Genomic DNA, 17,140 nt, shown 5'->3' with positions numbered 1-17,140 from the left:
CGGAACAAATGTGACGTGAACAGCGACAACGACCAGACACCGGATGAAAAACCCGCCCGCAGGCGGGGCCGCCCGCGCCATGATATCGGCGCGGCGGCGATCAATGATGACCGGCCCTTCGTCAGCTCGCTGGCGCGGGGCATGGCCATTTTGCGGGCGTTCCGGGCGGAAGACCGGGTGCTGGGCACGCAGGCGCTGGCGGACAGGACCGGGCTGCACAAGACCACCGTGTCGCGCTTGCTGGGAACGCTGACCAAGCTTGGCTACCTGCGTTACCTGCCGGAATACGGCAAATATGCCGTCTCCAATCAGGTTCTGACGCTGGGATATGCCGCGCTGGGGCGGCTGGGTTTCGGTGAAATGGTGCGCAACCATTTGGAAGCCATCGCGAGCCGGGGTGATTGTGTTGCGGCGCTGAGCGTGCGCGATGGCAGCGACATGATGTTTGTCGAGCTGATCCGCAAACCCACCGCCGTGGTGCTGAACCTCAATGTCGGTTCGCGCATACCGCTGGCGGAATCGGCGCCGGGGCGGGCGTATCTCTTTGCGCTGCCAGCCAGTGAGCGCGCCGGGGTCTATGAGATGCTCGCCACGCTCCACGGCGACGCATGGGAGCGCGAGAAACGCCCTGCGCTGGATGCCGCGCTTGAGCGAATGGCGCGCGAGGGCTACGCGTCTTCCTTCGGCGAATGGCATGCGCGCCATATCGCCATCGGCGTTCCCATCCAGGACCCGCTGACCCGCGATATCTTCACCATCAGCGTTGGCTGCAATTCATCGAATGTATCGCGGGAAACCATGCTGAAAGAGCATCTTCCCCTGCTCCTGAACGCCTCACGCGAGATATCGACGCTCAGCGGCAGCTCCTTCGCCAGCGACCCTGCCCATTAACGCCCACTTCTGATGATGCGGGAGGCATCGCGCGCGGTGCAAACCGGCGCGGTGGGTTAATTGTGCATTGCGCAAAATAGTTCCGTATAGCAGAATTATGAGAGCCGTTGGATGCAGGGAGGGAGATGTCATGCAAGCGCTTGAAAGGCCGGAGGGCAGTCAGCCGATCACAACACTGATCACCGGGGGAAATGGCTTTCTGGGGCGGGCACTGGCTGCGGGACTACGCGATGCGGGGCACAGGCCCGTTATTGCCGACCTGACCCTGCCTGAGCATGGCGAAAGGCTGGAAGGCGTAACCTATACCCAAGCCGATATCCGTGATCTGCCGGCCCTCCTGCGGATCGCCGAAGACAATGCGGTCGATGCCATCGCGCATCTGGCCGGGCTGGTGATTCCGGTATGCCGCAAGAACCCGGTTCTGGGGGCCGAGGTCAATGTGATCGGCCAGATCAACGTGATGGAGCTGGCGCGGCAAATGGGTATCTCGCGGCTGGTCTACACCAGTTCGCTGGCAGCAAGGCCGCGCGGCACCCTTCAATCCCCCACCAACCTTTACGGCGTTTACAAGCGCTGCGGCGAGGATATCGCAAAGGTCTATTTTCTTGACTACGGCATCGTGTCGGTCGGGCTGCGGCCGAATGTCGTTTACGGCCCGGGCCGGGATTCGGGCGAGACGGCGGCGATCACCCTAGCGATGCGCGCGGGCGCCCGGGGCGAGGCCTATGAGATCCCTTTCTCAAGCGTCATGTGTTTTCAGCATATTGACGAGGTGACCGATATTTTCATGCGGTGCCTTGCCGTGCAGCCCGAACAGCCGGTGGTCAGTGATCTGACGACTGATGCGCGCTCAACCGACGAGGTGATCGCGGCGATCCGCAAGGTTGTCCCCGATGCGCGCATCACCGCCGCGCCCAGCTTCCGGCCCGCGCCTGAAGAAATGGATAATGCCCCGCTTCAGGCGCTTCTGGGTGACTGGCAGAGCCTTTCGCTGGAAGAGGGTACGCGACGCACGATTGACGCCTTTCGCCGCGCCGCCACGGGGTGAAGGGGGTACCGGGAACCCTATAACGGCTCGCGTATCCTATAGAGGAAAGTGACAGGCAACTTTTCCTGCGCCGGTGTCCTGTAGCAGGGGCTTTTCAGTGCGGCACAGATCCTGCGCCTTTGGGCAGCGACTGGCAAAGGCGCAGCCTGCGGGCAGGTTCAGTGGCGAAGGGGGGTCACCCGCGACGGCGCCCTGCCGCTGATAGCCGCGCGACTTGCGCCGCGCCAGCGATGGCGCAGCCTCCAGCAGGACGGCCGTATAGGGGTGGCGGGGCCGGGAAAACAGCGTGGGCCGGTCGGCATATTCGACGATCTCGCCCAGATACATTACCGCGATATCGTCGCAGATGAACTGCACCACGCCCAGATCATGACTGATGAACAGGTATGAAAGGCCGAACTCATCCTGCAAGCGGCGCAGCAGGTTCAGGATCTGCGCCTGGATCGCCACATCCAGCGCCGAGACCGGCTCATCACAGACAATCAGGCGCGGGTTGGTCGCCAGCGCGCGGGCGATGGAGATGCGCTGGCGCTGCCCGCCTGAGAACTGATGCGGGAAAAGCGCCATCTGGTCAGGCCGCAGCCCGACAAGCGCGAACAGCTCGCGCACCCGGTCATTGCGCCCGGCAGGGTCACCGACATTCATCAGATCAAGCGGTTCGCGCACAATGGCACCCACGCGCTCGCGCGGGTTGAGCGATGAATAGGGGTCTTGGAAAATGACCTGCAGATGGCGGCGATAGCTGCGCATCCGGGCGGGCGGCAGGGTCATCAGGTCGGTGCCGTCGAAAAATACCTGCCCGCCAGACGCCTCTGCCAGCCGGATCGCCGCCATCGCGGTTGTCGTCTTGCCCGAGCCGGATTCACCCACCAGCCCCAGCGTGCGCCCGGGCGACAGCTCAAAATCGACGCCGCGCACCGCCCGCAGCACTGAGGGCGGGCTGAACAATCCGCTCCGGCCCAACTGGAAATCGACCGTCAGGCCACGGACACTGAGAAGCGGCGCGCTCATACCGGAAGCTCCTTGCCTGCGTGGTGACAGGCAACCGGGTGCCCCTTGTCTTCCAGTGCCGGGCGTTGGGCGCGGCAGTGGGCATCGGCCTTGTGGCACCGCTCGGCAAAGGCGCAACCTTCGCCCAGCAGATGCAGCGGCGGCACGATGCCCGGAATTTCAGCCAGCGGTGGCAGCCGCTCTGCCCCGCCCGCCTCGCGCCCCAGAACGGGAATACAGTTGATCAGCCCGCTGGTATAGGGATGCATCGGATTATCCAGAATCTGATCAGATGTGCCCTGCTCGATGATGCGCCCGGCGTACATCACGGCCACCCGGTCGGTCATTTCGGCGATCGCGCCCATGTCATGGGTGATCAGCACGATGGCCACCCCGAATTCGCGTTGAATATCGCGCATCAGGTCAAAGATCTGCGCCTGCACGGTCACATCCAGCGCCGTTGTCGGCTCATCCGCGATCAGCAGCTTGGGGCGGCAGGAAATGGCCATCGCAATCATCACCCGCTGGCGCATACCGCCCGAAAGCTGATGCGGGAAGGATTTCGCCCGTTTTGCCGGTTCCGGAATGCCGACGGTCGCCAGCAGATCGACCACCTGCTTTTCGGCCTGCGTGCGGCTGACATCCTGATGCAGCAAAATCGCCTCGGCGATCTGGTCGCCCACGGTAAAGACCGGGTTCAGGCTGGTCATCGGCTCCTGAAAGATCATGGCGATATCCCCGCCGCGCAGCTTGCGCATCCGGCGGGCGCTGGCGCGGGTGATGTCTTCGCCCTGAAACAGGATGCTGCCGCCCGTCACATGGCCCGGCGGATTGGGCACCAGCCCCATCATGGCCAGCGCCGTGATCGACTTGCCGCAACCGGATTCCCCGACAATCCCCAGCGTTTCACCCGGCATCACGTCAAGGCTGATCCCGGCCAGTGCGGTGACGCGGCCATGGCGGGTGTCAAATTCGACCCGAAGGTCACGCAGACTCAGCAGCGGTTGGTTCGTGGCAGTATCCGCCATCAGCGCGACCTCAGCTTGGGGTTGAACGCATCGTTGAGGCCGTCACCCACCAGTGACACGGCAAAGACGGTCAGAAAGATCGCCAGCCCCGGCAGGGTGACGGGCCACCAGGCATCAAGGATGTAATTGCGGTTCTGCCCGATCATCAGCCCCCAGGACATGGTGTTGGGGTCACCCAAGCCAAGGAATGACAGACCGGCCTCGAAAAGGATGGCCACGCCGATGGTCAGCGTGGCCGAAACGATCAGCGGCGGCAGCGCATTGGGCAGGATCACGCGGGCAATGATCCGTCCGTTGCCCGCCCCGATCGAGCGCGCGGCGGTGACATATTCCAGCTCACGGATGCGCAGAAACTCGGCCCTGGTCAGGCGCGCGGTCTGCGGCCATGAGACAACGCCGATGGCAAAGGCCACCGTCCAGAGCGAGGGCGAGAACAGCGTCACCAGCACCATGGCGAACAAAAGCGCGGGCAGCACCTGAAAGAACTCGGTCAGCCGCATCAGCAGATCATCCACCCAACCGCCGAAATACCCGGCCAGCGCGCCCGTGAAGATGCCGATCACCACCGTGATCAGCGCCGCCGAAAGCCCTACCGCCAGCGTCGGCCCGCCGCCCTTCAGCAGGCCGGTCATCATGTCGCGGCCCAGAAAGTCGGTGCCCAGCCAGATGCCGCTTTCTTCGCCCGGGGCGGTCAGGGGCATCCAGACGATATCATAGGGATCGGCGTCATGCAGGAAATGGCCGTAAAGCACCAGCGCGACAATCAGCGACAACAGCGCCAGCCCGAACACCGCCGGGCGGTTTTTCAGGAACTGGCCCCATGCCTCACGCAGGGGGCTGACGGCTTCGGGGGTGGTATGGGTTTTCGCCATATCAGCGTCCTCCGGTGCGGATGCGGGGGTCAGCAAGGCGATAGCTCAGATCGGTCAGCAGATTGGCCACCACCACCACGCCTGAAGCGCAGAACAGCACCCCCAGCAACGTCGGATAATCGCGCCTGAGCACGGAATCGAACGCCAGCCGCCCCATGCCGGGCCAGTTGAAAACCGTCTCCACCAGAAGCGCGCCGGAAATCAGGTTGCCGAACTGGATGCCCGCCACCGTCAGGATCGGCAGCACCGCGTTGCGCAGCGCATGGCGGAAAATCACCGGGCCTTCGCCCAGCCCCTTGGCGCGCGCGGTGCGCACATAGTCCGCACCCAGAACCTCGATCATCGAGGCCCGCGACAGGCGCGCATATTGCGCCAGAAAGATGATCGCCAGCGTGGTGGCAGGCAGCACCAGATGATGCGCAACATTGAGCGCATAGGCGAAACCGCCACCCCGGAACCGCGCGCTGCTCATCCCTTCGACCGGGAAAACCGGCACAATCACCGAAAAGAGGATGATCAGCATCAGTCCGGTCCAGAACACCGGCGCGGCATAGCCGACGGTGGAAAACACCGACACAAACCCTGAAAACGGCCCCTGCGGCCTGCGCGAGGCCAGAACGCCCATAACCACGCCAACGAAGATGGCAATCAGCTGTGCGGTCAGCACCAGAAGAACGGTCGGCCAGATCCGCTGCGCGATCAGCTCAGACACCGGGCGGTCAAAGTAATAGGACATCCCCAGATCAAGCCGCGCGATATTGGCCAGATAGATGCCCAGTTGCACCGGCAGCGGCTTGTCCAGCCCATAGCGGGCGCGGATATCGGCCATCATCTCTTCCGAGATGCCGCCCATTTCCCCCGCGATCACCTCAGCCGGGTCGCCCGGTGCGGCATGGATCAGCAGGAAATTCAGCACCACGACGCCGATCATGAGGATCAACCCGTAGCCCAGTCGCCGGAAGATGTAACGGGTCGTGCCCATGGTCGAATCGCCCCTGCTGGCTTGCGTGGTGCGCGCCGGGTTCAGCCCCGGCGCGCGCTGCGTTTAGCTTAGCGGTCTTCGGTCCAGTAGACCTCGTCCATCGACTGCATCGTGCCCCAGATGGAGACCGGGATATTGGTCAGCCGGTCATCATGGAAGGTGTGGTAGGGCAGCACGTTGAGGAAGTAGATCGGCACTTCCTCGGCGATGATTTCCTGAAACTCGGCATAAAGCGCCGTGCGGCGCTCGGTATCCGCTTCAACCGCCGCTTCGGCCAGCAACGCGTCGACACGCTCGTTGGCATAGCCCTGCGTGTTCGACCAGATCACCGGGCGGATGTTCGACGACAGATAGGTGCGGTGCACCCCGATCACCGGATCGCCCCAGTTGAATACCAGATCCATGGTCATGTCGAATTCGCCGCCCGCAATCCGGCCGGCCCAGGTGGGAAAGTCAGGCGCGGCGCGTACTTCCACATCAATCCCGACGCGGCGAAGCTGCGAGCGGATGTATTCGGCCACGTTCTGCTGCTGCTCGGCAGAGCCGGGAATGTAGTCGATGGTCAGCGAGAAGCGGTTGCCATTGGCGCCCGGTGCATGCCCGGCCTCGTCCAGCAGGGCATTGGCGCGGTCGACATCCAGATCATAGGCTTCGATATCGGGGTTGAAGAAAGGCGAGGATTCGATGATCGGCCCTCGCTGCGGCGAAGAAGTGCCGCGATGCAGGGCGTTGATGATGAAATCACGGTCCACGGCATAGGCGATCGCCTGACGCACGCGCACATCGTCAAGCGGCGCGCGGCGGGTGTTGAAGGCCAGCCAGTTCAGCGCGCCGATCCCCTCATAGCCGCGGGTGGTGTATTCCAGCCCTGACACGCCCTGCAGCCGGCGGATACCCTGGCTTTCAGTGAAGAAGGGTAGCATGTCGGCCTCGCCCGCTTCCATCGCCAGCACCAGTGTGGAGGGGTCGCGCACAATGCGGATGACAATGCGGTCAAGATAGGGGCGCCCTTCGATGAAGAAATCATCGAACCGCTCCAGCGTGATCTGCTCACCCGCCCGGAACTCCACCAGCCGGAACGGACCAGAGCCAACGGGCTCGTTATTGGCGGGGTGGTTGGCCACATCCTGCCCGTCGCCATAGACATGCTCGGGGATGATCGGCGACAGCGCCGAACTCAGCGCCAGCAACAATGCCGGATGCGGCTGGCTGAGGCGGAAGATGGCGGTGTGTTCATCGGGGGTTTCCACCGCTTCGACCGGGGCGAACATGGTCTGGAACGGGTGGTTGGCCTTGATCGTCATGATCGAGAAGGCCACGTCGGACGAGGTGATCGGCTCTCCGTCATGGAAAACGGCATTCTGAACCAGATTGACCGTCAGGCTGAGCCCGTCATCAGACCATTCCCAGCTTTCGGCCAGATAGGGATGCGGGTTCCATTCATCGTCATAGCGCAGGAGCGAGGCAAAGATCTGCGTACCCGGCAGACCGGTCGCAATGCCCGATTGTACCGCCGGGTTCAGGTGGCGCGGCGCCTGGGTCGAGATGATGACCAGTTCGCCCCCTTGGCGGGGCTCGGCGGAGGGCATGCCCGGCGCCAACCCCAGCGCCATGACCGAAGCCACAGCACCGAACAGAATACGTCGTGTCAGTTTCATGGTCGTCTCCCTGTTTCTGTGTCGTACAGTTTTCTTGCACCCGGTTTGCCGGGCATCTCTTGTTCAGCTTGCGCCGATTCTTTCCAGCAGGGCCACCAGCAGCCGTGCGCGCGGTGCCAGTGACGAGATCAGCGCGTATTCTTCATGCGTGTGCGGCCCGCCGCCGATCACGCCCAGCCCGTCCAGCGTGGGCAGGCCCGCAGCGGCGGTAAAGTTCCCGTCCGAGCCGCCACCGGCCACCCGCGCGCCATTCAGCGCGATGCCCAGTTCATCGGCGCAGGCGCAGGCCAGCTCATACAGCGCCTGAATCTGCGGGGTCTTTTCATAGGGCGGGCGGTAGAGGCCCGGAGTAAGCGTGATGCGGGCCTTGGGGTGATGCGGTTTCAGCGCGTCCAGCGCGGCGCGCAATTCATCAGCCTCGGCGGGGCCGGGCACGCGGGCATAGACCGTCGCTTCGCACAGATCGGGCACCCGGTTTTCATAAATTCCGCCACGGATCAGACCGACATTGACGGTAAAATCGCGCGCGTTATCGCTCAGCGCCTCGATGGCCAGCACCTGATGCGCCATCTCACGGATCGCGCTCACGCCCTTTTCATGCTCGGCACCGGCATGCGCCGATACCCCTTCAACGCGCAGATGATAACGCACCATGCCGTGGCGCGCGACCGTCAGCGCACCGCCCCCGCCCGAGGGCTCCAGCACCAGCGCGCAGGCGGCGCGCGCCGCCTCGGCTTCGATTGCGGGGCGCGAGGTGGGGCTGCCCAGCTCTTCATCAGGGATCATCATCACCGTCACCGGCAGGCGGGGCCGCCGCCCCTGCGCGTGCAGATGCGCCAGCGCGGCAAAGCCCAGCACATTGCCGCCCTTCATGTCATAGGCGCCTGGGCCATAGAGCCGGTCTCCGTCCCGCCGCAGCGGAAGGGCACCTTGCAGCGTGCCCAGCGGATGCACGGTGTCCAGATGGCCCAGCATCAGAATGCCCGGCCCCTCTGACTGCCCGGCAATCCGGCCGGTCAGGATGTCACCGCAGCCCTGCTGCCCCACCTGGCGCTCGATACTGGCTCCCATGGCGCGCAGCCGGTCTTCGGCCAGATCGACCATGCGGTTGACCGCCTCGGCATCAGCCGAAGGGCTTTCAACCGAGACCCAGCGCCCGATTTCATCGCCAATGGCAGACGCATCGAGCGAGGCCATCGAACCGGCGCTCACCGGCCTATCCGTCCAGCGGGAAATGGACCCCGCCAAGCACGGTTCCGGCAATGCGCAGATCCTTCAGTGCGCCCGGCGCAGCGGCAAGCGGGTCATCCTCAAGCACACAGAAATCCGCCCGCTTGCCGCAACTGATCGAGCCGATTTCATGGTCAAGCTTCAGCACATGCGCCGCGCCCATGGTGATGCAGTACATGGCCTGTTCAACGCTGAGCTGCTGCGTATCGCCCAGCACGCGCCCGCTTTCGGTCTTGCGGTTGACCGCGCACCAGGCGGTGAACAGCGGCGACATGGGTGTGACCGGAGCATCCGAATGAATGGCGAAATTGCCGCCCCAGACCGCCGCCGCATCGCGACAGGCATTCATCCGTGCGGCGCGGTCAGGCCCCACGGTCTTTTCCCAATGCGCATCGCCGAAGTAATAGAGATGGTTGCCGAACAGATTGACAGTCAGGCCCAGTTTGCGCATCCGCTCGAACTGGGCGCGATCGGCGAGTTGCACATGCTCCAGCGTATGGCGCAGATCGGCGTTGCCCGCGCCCAGCAGCGCCCCGGCCACCGCATCGCAGGCCAGCTCTGACGCCGCATCGCCGTTGGTGTGGATGTGCATCTTGACCCCGGCACGGTGCAAAACCTTGACCGCGTTCCTGAAATCATCGACCGGCATGTTCCAGATGCCGTGATCGGTGCCGGTGTAGTAGCCTGGCGCGTTCAGTTTGGCCGTCCAGCCCTGAATGGAGCCGTCGGTGAACAGCTTTGCCCGGCCCAGATGCAGCTTGTCGGTGGACATGGCTCGCAGGTCCAGTGCGCGCTCGGCCTCCAGCACCGGATCTTTGCGCATGGCATTCATGGCGGGCACATAGCGGATCGGAAAGCTGTCTTCGCCGGTGATACGCAGCTGGCGCGTGACCTCTTCATCCTCCAGCTCGGCATACATGTCGGTGACGGTCGTTACCCCCACCCGGCGCGACAGATCGGCATAGGCGCGCAATCCGGCCTCATCCCCCAGCGCGCGGAAGGTGACATTGGCATGCGCCATCAAGGGGCCCATGGCGGCGAATTCCTGAAGCTCGCCGGTGGCGCGCCCGTTCCTGTCGCTCACCACGCCCGGCACATTCGAGCCCTGCTCCATCCCCACCACCTTCAGCCCGGCGGTATTGGTGACAAGCACATGCATGCTGGAATGGATCAGCAGCACCGGATGCTCTTGCGATACGCGGTCAAGCACATCGCGGTCGATGGTTGCGCTGATGCGGGTGGGGTCAAAGCCGAAACCCACGACCGGCTTGCCCTTCTCGGTGCGCACGGCAACTTCGCGCAGGCGTTCCACAATCGCATCGGCGGTGGTTGCGCCGGGCCAGTTGCGGCCATCGGGGTCCAGCCGGGCGTAATGGCCGCAGTACGAGAACCGGAAAATTCCGCCCGCGCTGACATGGGCATGCGCCTCGATAAGGCCGGGCATCAGCACCTTGTCGGCGTAGCGATCATCGACCGGCGCGCCGCCCCAAAGCGTCGCAATATCCGCATCACCCACCGCCAAGATCCGGCCACCGCGCACCATGACATGCGTGGCATGCGGTCGGTTGTGATCCATGGTAATGATCTTGCGCGCCCGGAAAACAACCGTTTTCTCCATTGCCCGTTTCCTTCCCCGATTGACGAAGTCTGATAGCGGGCAGTATTTGGAGCGTTGTCAGGCAAATCAAGCGTCATTCTGAATTGGCATTACAGCTTGTTTCTGACTGGACTTATCACGCGGCGCTGATTGCCTGTTCTTCAGGCATCCCGGGCAGCATTGATGTGTGGCGCAGCAAAATGGCCACGCATCGGGATGCGTGGCCTCCAGGCGTCAGCGGGCAACGATCTCAGCCTTTGGAATGATGCGTCACCGCGCCTGTGCCCGGGTCCAGCCCACGGCCTCTTGCAGGACCATCTGCATCGCGCTGTCGAACCCGGCGACAAGGGCGAAGGTGTCGTCCGAGGCGGCAATTGCCGAGGCCGTGAACCGGCGCGAGGCAATAATATGGCGGTCGTTTTCGCGGATCAGGGTCATCATCAGGCTGACGCGCACGGTCATTGGTGCGGCTCTGGGGTTTGCGGGGTCCACGGGCTGAGCGTGAAAGTCCTGCAGTTCGGTCATCAGGGTGAAGTCAGGCATCAGGCCCGCACCCGTCCGGCCAACCAGCCTGAAACCGCCCAGATTCTGGAACGAGGAAACCAGCAATGTCTGCACCAGCGCGGGCGCCGGTTCCGACCAGCGGCCATCCGGCAGGTATTGCGCCTGAAACGGAATGGGCTTGATCAGAATGCGGTCGGTTGACAGTGCACCCGCCGAGGTCGGCAGTTCGACCACCAGATGGCGGCTACCCGATGCCGGGGCCGTGGCGCTGGTCACCGGCGACAGCGTATAGGCATCGAGCTGGGCGCTGGCCTCTGAAAGGGCGCTCAATGCGCTGCAACCAGACAGAAGCAGCAGCATCAGCGGAAGCATCGCGGCGCGGATTTGTTTCATATGCGTTATCTCCTGTAATCAGGTGTCTGGTTGCCCAGAAGAAAGCGGCCGGGATCGCTGCCGATCCGGTTGGCCAATGTGCCGATATTCACCACCAGCGCCCGTGCCTCGCTGGCGAGGGCGCTGAACTGTGGCAGCCCGGTGCGCGAGAAATCTTCCAGGCCCGAGGCCGTGCGCCCCAGATCGTCGATCGCGGTGCCAAGCCGCGCCATGATTCCGGGGATATCGGACTCGATAATGTTGTTGACGCCCGCGAAGGTGGTCTGCGCCTCTGCCATCGCTGTCTCGGCGCGCTGCAGTGTCGCCTCAGCCGTGATGACGATGGAATCGATGCGCTGCGCCATCGTGTCAATCCGCGAGGTGGCGCTTTCCACATTCGACAGGATAGAAGCAATCGCGGCACTGTTCGCGGGGGTGGTGAAATCCCGGATATCGCGCATGAGCGAGATGGCTTCGGCCAGCAGGTCCGGCGCGTCGGTCATCAGCCCCTGAACAAGCGAAGGCCGCGAGGTAATCACCGGCACATCTTCCGACGGATCGGCGACAAGGCGCGCGGACTCGGCGCTGCCCCCCTCCAGCGCAACAAAGGAAACGCCGGTCACCCCCTGCGACGAAAGGGTCGCGGTGGTGTCGGTGCGAACGGGGGTGGTTGCATCAATCTCGATACGCACCCGCACCAGCGACGGGTTCTCATCATCCAGCGCGATGGTCAGTACCTGCCCCACATCGACGCCGTTATAGCGCACGGCGCTGGCCTGCCCCAGCCCCGCCACGGACTCAAAGAGGATGTCATACTGCGAATAGGTCCGGTCAAGCTGAACCTTGGCAAGCCAGAGCGTGAAGCCAAGGCCTGCCAGAATACTGAGAAGGGTGAAAACCCCGACAAGGATGTAACTTGCGCGCGTTTCCATCAGTTGGCTCCCTGTGCCTGAAGGGCGGCATGCGCGCGTGGCCCGTGGAAATAGGCATGAACCCAAGGATGGTCAACTTCAAGCATGTCGGCCATGGTTCCGGTGACCAGCACCTTCTTTTCAGCCAGAACCGCGATCCGGTCACAGGTGGCATGAAGCGTATCCAGGTCATGGGTCACCATGAAGACTGTCAGCCCCAGCGCCTTTTGCAGCGCGACGATCAGCGCGTCGAAGTCTGAGGCGCCGATAGGGTCCAGTCCTGCTGTGGGTTCATCCAGAAACACGATCTCAGGGTCCAGCGACAGGGCGCGGGCCAGCCCGGCGCGTTTGCGCATCCCGCCGGAAAGCTCGGACGGGAAAAGGTCGCCTGCGGTCTGCGGCAACCCCACCATCGCAATGCGCAGATTGGCCAGCGCCACGCGGGTCTTTGCGTCCATCCCAAGCCTTTCGCGCATCGGCGCCTCGATATTCTCGCGCACCGTGAGCGATGAGAACAGCGCACCATCCTGAAACATCACGCCCCAGCGGTTTTCCACAGAATTCCGGCTTTCCCCCTTGGCTGCGAGAATATCGGTGCCCAGAACCGTGATCTGCCCCGCGTTGGGCTTTTGCAGGCCGACGATGGTGCGCAGAAGCACGGATTTCCCGGTGCCTGACCCGCCGACGATGCCCAGCACTTCGCCGCGCATCACATCAAGGTCCAGCCCGTCATGGACGACCGTCTTGCCAAAGCGGTTGACAAGGTTGCGTACGGTGATGATCGGTTCGTTGCCCATTACACCCCCCATAGCGCGAAGAAGATCGAAAACAGTGCATCCACCACAATCACCAGGAAAATGGCCACCACAACCGAGCGCGATGTCCGGCTGCCCAGAGATTCCGTATTGCCCTTGACCTGCATACCCTGATGGCACCCCACAACCCCGATGATCAGCGCAAAAAACGGCGCTTTGGACAGGCCGACCAGCAGGTGGGACACATCGGTATTGCTCAGAAGCTGAGTGCGGAACATGCCGGGCGAAATGCCAAGCTCCACCCAAGCCATCAGCCCGCCACCGACGAGACCCGCCATACTGGCGACAAAGCCCAGCACCGGCAAAAGGATCACCAGTGAAAGAACGCGCGGGAGCACGAGAAGTTCAATCGGATCAAGACCAAGAACGCGCATCGCGTCGATTTCTTCACGCATCTTCATCGAACCGATGGCCGCAGTGAAGGCCGAGGCTGAGCGCCCGGCAACAATGATTGCGGTCAGCAGGATGCCCAGTTCACGCAGAATCGAGATGGCGATCAGGTCAACGACAAAGACCTCGGCACCGAATTGCCTGAGCTGCGATGCGCCCTGAAACGCCAGCACGATGCCGATCAGAAACCCCATCAGCGCGACAATCGGCACGGCATTCAGCCCCGCGTGTTGCATATGGTGGACAAGCGCGGTCAGCCGCAGGCGCCAGGGCTGCACGACAGTGCGGCCCAGCCGGGCCATAACCAGGCCCAGAAAGCCCAGACTGCCTGCGATACCAAGGGCGAACCCGGTCACCCCTTCGCCGACCTGTGACAGCGTATCGCCCGCGCGGTGATGCACAGCGCGCTTTTTTTCCTTGCGCGCCAGTGACATCGCCTCGGTCACGGTTTCCAGAAGCTGGGTCTGTGCGGCATTCGCGCCGGTGATTGTGACGCTGCGGCCCTGGGCCTTGTTCCCCGCCAGAAACGAGGCAATCAGCCATGCTCCCGCCGTATCAAGCGCGGTGATGCCGGACAGGTCAATCACCTCAGTCCGGGCCGACCCTTCAAGGATCGCCCGGTTCTGCGGCAGGTTTGCCAGCGTGACAGGCCCGGTCAGGGCGGTTGTCACGCTGGCAGATGCGCGCGTCTCAGCCACCAACCCGGACCGTGCTCAACCCCCCCAAAACGCCCGTGCCGTTCAGAATCCAGAGGATGACAGCGATGACGACGACGATATTCAGGATGGATTTGATCTTCCTGTCCATCGGAATGTAATTGTTCACAAGCCAGAGCAGGACACCGACAACGATCAGCGTTACGATAAGATTAAGCAACGGCATGGCAGGAATCCTTGTTCATTCAATATAAGTCAGCATTATTGCCGCCTTAACACTACGGTGCCAGACTGCGGCAAACCCCCGGCAGGCGGCACGATTCGCACAATCTGACACACCCTTTACCATAGGCTTGCCGCGCTTCGCTCTCACTGATGTAGCGGAATGTGCCAGTGTGGCAAGCGCGCCCCGCCGGGTGCAGGCTTGCAGAATGCCGGCAAGGAATTTCGTGCTTTGTTCACTGCCTGCAATATGGTCACAGGCACCCCGGTGGGCTGAGCAAAAAACCCAGGCCCTGAGGGCCCGGGTCTGATCCGTTGTCAGTGCCGGTGCACTGTGCGGCATATCCGGCGGTGGTGTCCTGCAGAAACCGGATCAGCCAAAGCGGCCGGTGACATAGTCACTGGTACGCTCGCGCTGCGGGTTGATGAACAGGGTCTCGGTCGCGCCGTATTCGATCAGCCGCCCCAGATACATGAAGGCGGTGTTATGCGAGACCCGCTGCGCCTGGCTCATCGAATGGGTCACGATCACAATTGTGTAGGTGCCCGAAAGCTGGGTGATCAGGTCTTCGATCTTGGCAGTCGCGATCGGGTCCAGCGCCGAGCAGGGCTCATCCATCAGCAGCACTTCGGGGTCAGAGGCGATGCCGCGCGCGATGCACAGGCGCTGTTGCTGACCACCCGAAAGGCCCAGAGCGGAATCCTGCAGCCGGTCCTTCACCTCATCCCAGAGCGCGGCGGAACGCAGGCTGCGCTCAACCGTTTCATCGAGGATGGATTTCTTGCTGACCCCATCAACCCGCAGCGGATAGATGATGTTGTCATAGATCGACATCGCAAAGGGGTTTGGCTTCTGGAACACCATGCCCATCCGCTTGCGCAGCGCGATCACATCGACGCCCTTGCCGTAGATGTCGAAATCCCCGGCCATGATCTGGCCGTCGATGCGCAGATCATCCACCAGATCGTTCATGCGGTTCAGACAGCGCAGCAGCGTTGACTTGCCGCAGCCCGACGGGCCGATCAGCGCGGTGACCATCCCTTTCTGAATGGGCAGGGTATTGTCAAAAAGCGCCTGCTTCTCGCCATACCACAGATTGAAGTTGCGGATGTCCAGTGCCGCACCTTCATCGCTGACGAGGTGGTGATAGGCAGTCGGCTCATAGGCCGTTTCGGTGATGGCATTCATGGGTCTGGTCCTCAGAATTGGCCGCCAGCGTAGCGACGCTTCAGGCGGTTGCGGACGATGATCGCACCGGCATTCATGGCGACGATCAGGAACAGCAGCAGCAGCGTGGTCACGAAAACCATGGGCTTGCCAGCCTCGGAGTTGCGCGACTGGAAGCCGACATCAAAGATGTGGAAGCCGAGGTGCATGAAGCTGCGGTCAAGGTGGACGAAGGGGTAGAAGCCGTCGATCGGCAGCGCCGGGGCCAGCTTGACCACACCCACCAGCATCAAGGGCGCCACCTCGCCCGCGCCGCGCGCCATGGCCAGGATCATCCCGGTCATGATGCCCGGCATGGCCTTGGGCAGCACCACATAGCGGATGGTCTGCCATTTGGAGGCCCCGCAGGCCAGCGAGCCTTCGCGCATCGAGCGGGGCACGGCTGACAGGGCCTCTTCGGTGGCCACAATCACCACCGGCACGGTCAGCAGCGCCAGCGTCAGCGAGGCCCAGAGGATGCCGCCCTTGCCGAAGGTGGGGTTCGGCAGGTTCTCGGAATAGAAGAGCTGGTCGATTGTTCCGCCCATTGTATAGGCGAAGAAGCCCAGACCGAACACACCATAGACGATGGACGGCACCCCGGCGAGGTTGTTCACCGAGATCCGCACGAGCGAGGTGATGCGGCCCTGTTTGGCGTATTCGCGCAGGTAAAGCGCCGTGATCACACCGAAGGGCGCGACGATGATTACCATCAGCAGGGTCATGGCGACGGTGCCGAAGATGGCGGGCAGAACGCCGCCCTGGGTGTTTGCCTCACGCGGCTCGGTCGAGATGAATTCCCACCAGCGGCTGAAGTAGATGCCGACCTTGTCGGCAAAGCTCAGCTGGTTGGCGGGGAACAGCCGCACGATCTGGCTGAGCTCCACTTCGACAACGCGCCCGCCGACCTCTTCCATCTGAATGCGGGTCTGCCGGTCGACGGTGCGGATTTCGTTGACCTGCGCCTGAAGCGCCGCGAATTCGGCCTGAAGCGCGTCAATGCGTACCTGGCTTGCCGCCACGGCATCGCGCGCCTGCTGGCTGCCCTCGCCGAACCGCTGAAGGGCGCGACGCTGCGCCAGCCGCTCACGCTCGATCCGGTAGTTGACGCCACCGATTTCCGATTGCTCAAGCCGCCGGATCTGGGCGAAGCGCTGCCGGGCGACACCGTGTTCGCGCGCAAGCACCGAAGTATCCAGCGCCTGCTCCTGCCCGTTCACCACCAGCCCGGCAATGCGGCCGATGAAAACACCCCAGACCTGACGCTCGAAGTAATAGTAATCCGCAGGCGTGGTGACCTGCGTCACCTCGAAATCGGATACCCAGCGGAAGTCATCGCCATAAACGTCATAATTGGCGGTTTTGTAGAGCGTCCGACCAGCGATGCCGTTACTTGCGGTGATTTCCTCGCGCTGCTGGTCATCCAGCTGCACCAGAATGTCTTCACCCACCCGGTAAGGCCCGCCGCGCGTGGCCACCCCGGCGATGACAGAGCCGTCGCGCAGCTCCACCTGTGCGATGGGCTTCGGCCAGAAGGTGCCGAAACCGTTCCAGGCAATCAGGAACAGAAACCCCGCGATCAGGATGATCCCCAGCGCCAGCGCACCGCCAAACCCCCAGAGCGCGGGTTCGCCCACCGCCGAAAGATCGGCGGAGAAGCGGCGCACCCGGCGGCCGCGCACGGCGTCTTTGGCTGCGACAGCCGCCGCCCCGCCAGCGCCCGAGGCAGGAATGTCGTGTTCGTTCGAAGCGGTCATATGTCCGGTC

General features: G+C 63.1%; 16 protein-coding genes. 2 read left to right on the top strand and 14 right to left on the bottom strand.

Annotation, left to right across the window (positions count from 1 at the left end; genetic code table 11):
• Positions 1-15: 15 nt before the first annotated feature.
• Together V7Q53_RS00715 and V7Q53_RS00710 are read left to right on the top strand one after the other, a co-directional pair.
• Positions 16-891 (top strand): IclR family transcriptional regulator, encoded by an 876-nt coding sequence (locus tag V7Q53_RS00715; RefSeq protein WP_333826438.1) that lies wholly within the window; start codon positions 16-18, stop codon positions 889-891.
• 130 nt (positions 892-1,021) lie between these two features.
• Positions 1,022-1,939 carry an NAD-dependent epimerase/dehydratase family protein gene (locus V7Q53_RS00710; protein ID WP_333826437.1) on the top strand — a complete coding sequence of 306 codons (918 nt, stop codon included), beginning with the start codon at positions 1,022-1,024 and terminating at the stop codon, positions 1,937-1,939.
• 36 nt (positions 1,940-1,975) lie between these two features.
• On the opposite strand, the gene V7Q53_RS00705 is transcribed toward V7Q53_RS00710, so the two are convergent.
• From V7Q53_RS00705 to pstA, 14 genes are all read right to left on the bottom strand, one after another.
• Positions 1,976-2,950 (bottom strand): ABC transporter ATP-binding protein, encoded by a 975-nt coding sequence (locus V7Q53_RS00705; protein WP_333826436.1) that lies wholly within the window; start codon positions 2,948-2,950, stop codon positions 1,976-1,978.
• A complete protein-coding gene (locus tag V7Q53_RS00700; protein ID WP_333826435.1) occupies positions 2,947-3,957 on the bottom strand; it encodes an ABC transporter ATP-binding protein in 1,011 nt (336 codons plus the stop codon). The genes V7Q53_RS00705 and V7Q53_RS00700 overlap by 4 nt, the downstream gene beginning before the upstream one ends.
• Positions 3,957-4,829, bottom strand: coding sequence for an ABC transporter permease (locus tag V7Q53_RS00695; RefSeq protein ID WP_333826434.1), 873 nt, complete (start codon positions 4,827-4,829; stop codon positions 3,957-3,959). Before V7Q53_RS00695 ends, V7Q53_RS00700 begins: the two co-directional genes overlap by 1 nt.
• 1 nt (position 4,830) lies before the next feature.
• Complete coding sequence (locus tag V7Q53_RS00690; RefSeq protein ID WP_333826433.1) at positions 4,831-5,811, bottom strand: ABC transporter permease; 981 nt, start codon at positions 5,809-5,811, stop codon at positions 4,831-4,833.
• A gap of 68 nt (positions 5,812-5,879) precedes the next feature.
• On the bottom strand, positions 5,880-7,469 hold the full coding sequence (locus tag V7Q53_RS00685; RefSeq protein ID WP_333826432.1) for an ABC transporter substrate-binding protein: 1,590 nt from the start codon (positions 7,467-7,469) through the stop codon (positions 5,880-5,882).
• Between the two features lie 63 nt (positions 7,470-7,532).
• Positions 7,533-8,681 carry a M20 family metallopeptidase gene (locus V7Q53_RS00680; RefSeq protein WP_333826431.1) on the bottom strand — a complete coding sequence of 383 codons (1,149 nt, stop codon included), beginning with the start codon at positions 8,679-8,681 and terminating at the stop codon, positions 7,533-7,535.
• A gap of 4 nt (positions 8,682-8,685) precedes the next feature.
• On the bottom strand, positions 8,686-10,317 hold the full coding sequence (locus tag V7Q53_RS00675; RefSeq protein ID WP_333826430.1) for an amidohydrolase: 1,632 nt from the start codon (positions 10,315-10,317) through the stop codon (positions 8,686-8,688).
• A gap of 249 nt (positions 10,318-10,566) precedes the next feature.
• Positions 10,567-11,193, bottom strand: a complete 627-nt coding sequence (locus tag V7Q53_RS00670; RefSeq protein ID WP_333826429.1) for an ABC-type transport auxiliary lipoprotein family protein — start codon at positions 11,191-11,193, stop codon at positions 10,567-10,569.
• Between the two features lie 5 nt (positions 11,194-11,198).
• The gene (locus V7Q53_RS00665) at positions 11,199-12,104 is read right to left on the bottom strand and encodes an MlaD family protein (RefSeq protein WP_333826428.1); all 906 of its coding nucleotides are present in this window, start codon (positions 12,102-12,104) and stop codon (positions 11,199-11,201) included.
• Entirely contained in the window at positions 12,104-12,880 is a 777-nt protein-coding gene (locus V7Q53_RS00660; protein ID WP_333826427.1) for an ABC transporter ATP-binding protein, read from the bottom strand. The genes V7Q53_RS00665 and V7Q53_RS00660 overlap by 1 nt, the downstream gene beginning before the upstream one ends.
• Positions 12,880-13,959 carry an ABC transporter permease gene (locus V7Q53_RS00655; protein WP_333826426.1) on the bottom strand — a complete coding sequence of 360 codons (1,080 nt, stop codon included), beginning with the start codon at positions 13,957-13,959 and terminating at the stop codon, positions 12,880-12,882. Before V7Q53_RS00655 ends, V7Q53_RS00660 begins: the two co-directional genes overlap by 1 nt.
• 19 nt (positions 13,960-13,978) lie before the next feature.
• The gene (locus tag V7Q53_RS00650) at positions 13,979-14,170 is read right to left on the bottom strand and encodes a Thivi_2564 family membrane protein (protein WP_333826425.1); all 192 of its coding nucleotides are present in this window, start codon (positions 14,168-14,170) and stop codon (positions 13,979-13,981) included.
• 369 nt (positions 14,171-14,539) lie between these two features.
• Positions 14,540-15,355 (bottom strand): phosphate ABC transporter ATP-binding protein PstB, encoded by an 816-nt coding sequence (pstB, locus tag V7Q53_RS00645; RefSeq protein WP_333826424.1) that lies wholly within the window; start codon positions 15,353-15,355, stop codon positions 14,540-14,542.
• 11 nt (positions 15,356-15,366) lie between these two features.
• On the bottom strand, positions 15,367-17,130 hold the full coding sequence (gene pstA / locus V7Q53_RS00640) for a phosphate ABC transporter permease PstA (protein WP_333826423.1): 1,764 nt from the start codon (positions 17,128-17,130) through the stop codon (positions 15,367-15,369).
• Positions 17,131-17,140: the final 10 nt, after the last annotated feature.

Source organism: Pararhodobacter sp. (assembly GCF_036802785.1).
In the GTDB taxonomy this organism is placed as follows: domain Bacteria; phylum Pseudomonadota; class Alphaproteobacteria; order Rhodobacterales; family Rhodobacteraceae; genus Pararhodobacter.
This window is presented reverse-complemented; position numbering and strand designations above follow the sequence as displayed.

Bases quoted from the DNA above. Each gene is read 5' to 3' on its own strand.
- V7Q53_RS00710 (WP_333826437.1), top strand. From the start codon at position 1,022: ATGCAAGCGCTTGAAAGGCCGGAGGGCAGTCAGCCGATCACAACACTG.
- V7Q53_RS00705 (WP_333826436.1), bottom strand. From the start codon at position 2,950: ATGAGCGCGCCGCTTCTCAGTGTCCGTGGCCTGACGGTCGATTTCCAG.
- V7Q53_RS00700 (WP_333826435.1), bottom strand. From the start codon at position 3,957: ATGGCGGATACTGCCACGAACCAACCGCTGCTGAGTCTGCGTGACCTT.
- V7Q53_RS00695 (WP_333826434.1), bottom strand. From the start codon at position 4,829: ATGGCGAAAACCCATACCACCCCCGAAGCCGTCAGCCCCCTGCGTGAG.
- V7Q53_RS00690 (WP_333826433.1), bottom strand. From the start codon at position 5,811: ATGGGCACGACCCGTTACATCTTCCGGCGACTGGGCTACGGGTTGATC.
- V7Q53_RS00685 (WP_333826432.1), bottom strand. From the start codon at position 7,469: ATGAAACTGACACGACGTATTCTGTTCGGTGCTGTGGCTTCGGTCATG.
- V7Q53_RS00675 (WP_333826430.1), bottom strand. From the start codon at position 10,317: ATGGAGAAAACGGTTGTTTTCCGGGCGCGCAAGATCATTACCATGGAT.
- V7Q53_RS00670 (WP_333826429.1), bottom strand. From the start codon at position 11,193: ATGAAACAAATCCGCGCCGCGATGCTTCCGCTGATGCTGCTGCTTCTG.
- V7Q53_RS00665 (WP_333826428.1), bottom strand. From the start codon at position 12,104: ATGGAAACGCGCGCAAGTTACATCCTTGTCGGGGTTTTCACCCTTCTC.
- V7Q53_RS00660 (WP_333826427.1), bottom strand. From the start codon at position 12,880: ATGGGCAACGAACCGATCATCACCGTACGCAACCTTGTCAACCGCTTT.
- V7Q53_RS00650 (WP_333826425.1), bottom strand. From the start codon at position 14,170: ATGCCGTTGCTTAATCTTATCGTAACGCTGATCGTTGTCGGTGTCCTG.
- pstB (WP_333826424.1), bottom strand. From the start codon at position 15,355: ATGAATGCCATCACCGAAACGGCCTATGAGCCGACTGCCTATCACCAC.
- pstA (WP_333826423.1), bottom strand. From the start codon at position 17,130: ATGACCGCTTCGAACGAACACGACATTCCTGCCTCGGGCGCTGGCGGG.